The following is a 3,165-nucleotide window of genomic DNA, read 5'->3' on the forward strand; positions in this document are numbered from 1 at the left end:
AGCCCGGCGTACTCGATCTGGCGGAAGCAGGTGCCGTACGCGACCCCGGTGGGCGCGGTCTTCGGCCGCGGCTCGGCGTAGATGACCTCGGCGGGCGGCGAGGAGGCGTAGGAGACGACCAGCGGCCTGCCCCCTGCGTACGGCACCGGAGGTCGGCGCCGAGATCGGCGTGGAGTTCGACCCGGCCGAAACAGTGGTGCTCGACTGATCACGCAGCGCCTAGCGTGCGAAGCATGACGCAACTCGCATACGGCCGTTACTGCGATGAGATCGCCCACCAGGTAAGCCAGTTGTCGACCGTGCTCACCTCCGGCGCCGACCTGTCCACCACCGTGCCGACCTGTCCCGACTGGTCGCTGGAGGAGTTGGTACGGCACATGGGCGGCGTCCTGCGCTGGGTGGAGGCGCTGGTCAGAACCCGTGCGCAGGAGAACATCCCGGCCGAGCGGATCCCGCTCGCGAAAGGGCCCGAGGCACAGGGCGATCCCGCCGCCCTGAACGCCTGGCTGCTGGAGACCGGCCGGATCGTCGTCGCCGCCCTCCGCGAGGCCGGTCCGGACACCAAGGTGTGGACCTGGGCCGGGCTCCTGGACACCGGCTTCTGGGCCCGCCGTATGACCCACGAGATCACCATTCACCGCGCCGATGCGGCGCTCGCCGTCGGGCAGCCCTACGAGGTCGCCCCCGAAGTGGCCGTCGACGCCCTCGACGAGTGGCTGCAGATCGTGGAGTTGAAGCAGCGGCGCAAAGCGGTCCCGGCGGTCGGGGAACTGCGCGGGCCGGGGCGCAGTATCCATCTGCACGCCACCGACGCCGGGCCGGGGCTGAACGCCGAGTGGGTCGTGGAGCTCACCGAGGAGGGCGTCGTCTGGCGCCGCGGTCACGAGAAGGCGACCGTCGCCCTGCGCGGACCGCTCACCTCCGTGCTGCTCGCGTTCTACAGCCGACTGCCCCTGGACGGCCCGGGACTGGAAGTGCTCGGTGAGCGGGAACTGCTGGAGTTCTGGCTCGAACGGGCGACCTTCGAGTGAACGGCTGTGGCCCGCCCCCGGATTCGGGGGCGAGCCACAGGTGGTGTGCCGCGGAGGTGTCAGCGGTTGTTGTTCGCTCCTCGGCGGCGCAGGCCGAAGAAGACCGCGCCGCCGCCGATGACGACCAGGGTGGCCGCGATGCCGGCGATCAGGCCGGTGTTGGAGTTGGCACCGGTCTCGGCGAGGTTGGAGTCACCGACCGCGGGCGACGGAGCGTTGTTCGCCGCGTCGGCCGGAGCGGGGCTGCTCTCCGAGGCGGACGGCGTCGGGGTCCCGGACTCCGGTGCCGGGGTCTCGGACTCCGGTGCCGGTGCCGACTCGGACGCCGACGGCGTCGAGGTCTCCGGCTCCGGCTCCGTCGGCGTGGCCGGCGTGCTCGGGGTTTCCGTCCTGCAGGCCGTGGACGGAGTGGTCAGGTTCGGCTTGATGTCCTCGTTGACGAGGACCTTTCCGTTCTTGCCGACGGCCTCGACGTGGATGCGGTAGACGGCGTTCGGCTGCCAGTCCTCGGCGAAGGTGACCGTGGTGCCCTGGCGGGAGCCCTTGACTCCATCCTGCTTGCCGACCTCCTTCGCGTCGGCGTTGTTGTTCTGGAGGAACACGGTGATCTTCGCCGGAGTGCCGGAGGGGTCCACGTCCTTGACGACGATGACACCCTTCTCCCCGTCGCACTTGGCTTCGGCGGAGAACTCCTTGATGTCGCAGGCGAGCGCGTTGCCCGCGGCGCCGAGAGCGAGAGCGGCGGACGCGGAGGCGACACCGAGGATGCGCACGGTGCGTGCGGTACGGCGGGATATGGACAAGATGGCCACTTTGCCCTTCACGGATGCGCAATTGCGGGGGGCTGAAGGGGTGTTGAGGTGGCGACGAGTCGAGGTCCCAGCACCCCCAGGAGGCTCAGGTTTATAAGCGCTCCGTGAGGAGTGTCAATCTGCATGCCGCCCACCGGCGTTGACTTTACCTACTTGTTAACCGCCGGTAGGTTTCGACGCGTTGGCACGCGGCGAGCGGGGTGCCCGCCACACCCCGCTCGACGGCTCAGCCCTGCACGGCCGCCGGGTCCATCCACATGACCTCCCACGTGTGACCGTCGAGGTCGTCGAAGGCGCGGCCGTACATGTGACCGTGGTCCTGGGGCTCGCCGGTCGCCGTGCCGCCGGCCGCGACGGCCTTCTCCACCAGCTCGTCGACCTTCTCGCGGCTCTCCGCGCTCAGGCAGATCAGCACCTCGCTGGTCTTCGTCGAGTCCGCGATCTCCTTCTTGGTGAAGTCGGCGTAGCGCTGCTTGTCGAGCAGCATCGCGACGATCGTGTCGCTGATGACGACGCAGGCGCAGTCGTCGGTCGAGAACTGCGGGTTGATCGTGTAGCCGAGGGCGGTGAAGAACTTCTTGGCGGCGGCCACGTCGTTCGTCGCCAGGTTCACGAAGATCATCTGCTGGTACATGGTGCGGTCTCTCCCCTTGTGGTTCGTTGCCGTTCGTAAGGGTGGACCGGAGGGCCGCCCGAAACTCATCGGTGGGCGCGGAACTTTTTTCGTACGGCTCGTCAGCGGGCCAGTGGCAGCGCGGCGAGACCGGCGATCAGCAGGGTCAGCGGGGCGAACAGGGCCAGCAGGGCGCCGGCGCGCAGAAGGGCGGCGGTGCGCAGCGTCAGGGCGGGTGCGCCCAGGCGCCGCAGGGCGGCGATGGTGACGGCGCGGGCCTGCCTGGCCTCGACGGCCGCGGTCAGCAGGGCCGCCACGGCGCACCCGGCCACCAGCAGCGTGCCCAGGGTGGTCAGCGGCCCGGAGACCCGCGCGGCGCCGTCGTACGGCGCGACGAGGGCGTACGTCCCCGACGCCACCGCGCACACCACGCCCAGGGGGCGGCCGATGCGCCCCGCCTCCGCCATCAGGACCCGGCCGGCCAGCAGCCGCAGGGCGCCCGGACGCGCCGACTGGAGCAGGCGGCCGCACAGGTGGGTCAGGCCGGGGCCGGCGAGGGCGAGGCCGAGAGCGGTCAGCAGCCAGCCGATCAGCACCGGGGTGGAGTCGGCCGCGAGGCCGCCGGGCAGGACGCCTGCGGGGGCGGGGGCAGAGGCGGTGGACCGGCCGGCGTACGACTCCACGGCCAGACCGGCGGCGAGCACGGCGA

General features: G+C 70.9%; 3 protein-coding genes and 2 pseudogenes. 1 reads left to right on the forward strand and 4 read right to left on the reverse strand.

What is annotated here, in order from left to right:
• Positions 1-134, reverse strand: a pseudogene (locus C1I97_RS42070) (thiamine ABC transporter substrate-binding protein); the annotation flags it as partial.
• A 99-nt stretch (positions 135-233) separates the two neighbouring features.
• Here C1I97_RS42070 and C1I97_RS33970 point away from each other — a divergent pair.
• Positions 234-1,031: a maleylpyruvate isomerase family mycothiol-dependent enzyme gene (locus tag C1I97_RS33970; RefSeq protein WP_111006849.1), complete on the forward strand. Its 798-nt coding sequence runs from the start codon at positions 234-236 to the stop codon at positions 1,029-1,031.
• Between the two features lie 59 nt (positions 1,032-1,090).
• On the opposite strand, the gene C1I97_RS33975 is transcribed toward C1I97_RS33970, so the two are convergent.
• The 3 genes and pseudogenes from C1I97_RS33975 to C1I97_RS33985 all read right to left on the reverse strand — a co-directional run.
• Complete coding sequence (locus C1I97_RS33975) at positions 1,091-1,843, reverse strand: LAETG motif-containing sortase-dependent surface protein (RefSeq protein WP_111006850.1); 753 nt, start codon at positions 1,841-1,843, stop codon at positions 1,091-1,093.
• Positions 1,844-2,069: 226 nt separating this feature from the next.
• Positions 2,070-2,477, reverse strand: coding sequence for a VOC family protein (locus C1I97_RS33980; RefSeq protein WP_111006851.1), 408 nt, complete (start codon positions 2,475-2,477; stop codon positions 2,070-2,072).
• A 101-nt stretch (positions 2,478-2,578) separates the two neighbouring features.
• Positions 2,579-3,165: pseudogene (locus C1I97_RS33985) on the reverse strand (hypothetical protein); the annotation flags it as partial.

Origin of the sequence: Streptomyces sp. NTH33, assembly GCF_003236365.1 — a bacterium.
GTDB lineage: Bacteria > Actinomycetota > Actinomycetes > Streptomycetales > Streptomycetaceae > Streptomyces.

Coding starts and splice junctions, on each gene's coding strand:
- C1I97_RS33970 (WP_111006849.1), top strand. CDS start 234: ATGACGCAACTCGCATACGGCCGTTACTGCGATGAGATCGCCCACCAG.
- C1I97_RS33980 (WP_111006851.1), bottom strand. CDS start 2,477: ATGTACCAGCAGATGATCTTCGTGAACCTGGCGACGAACGACGTGGCC.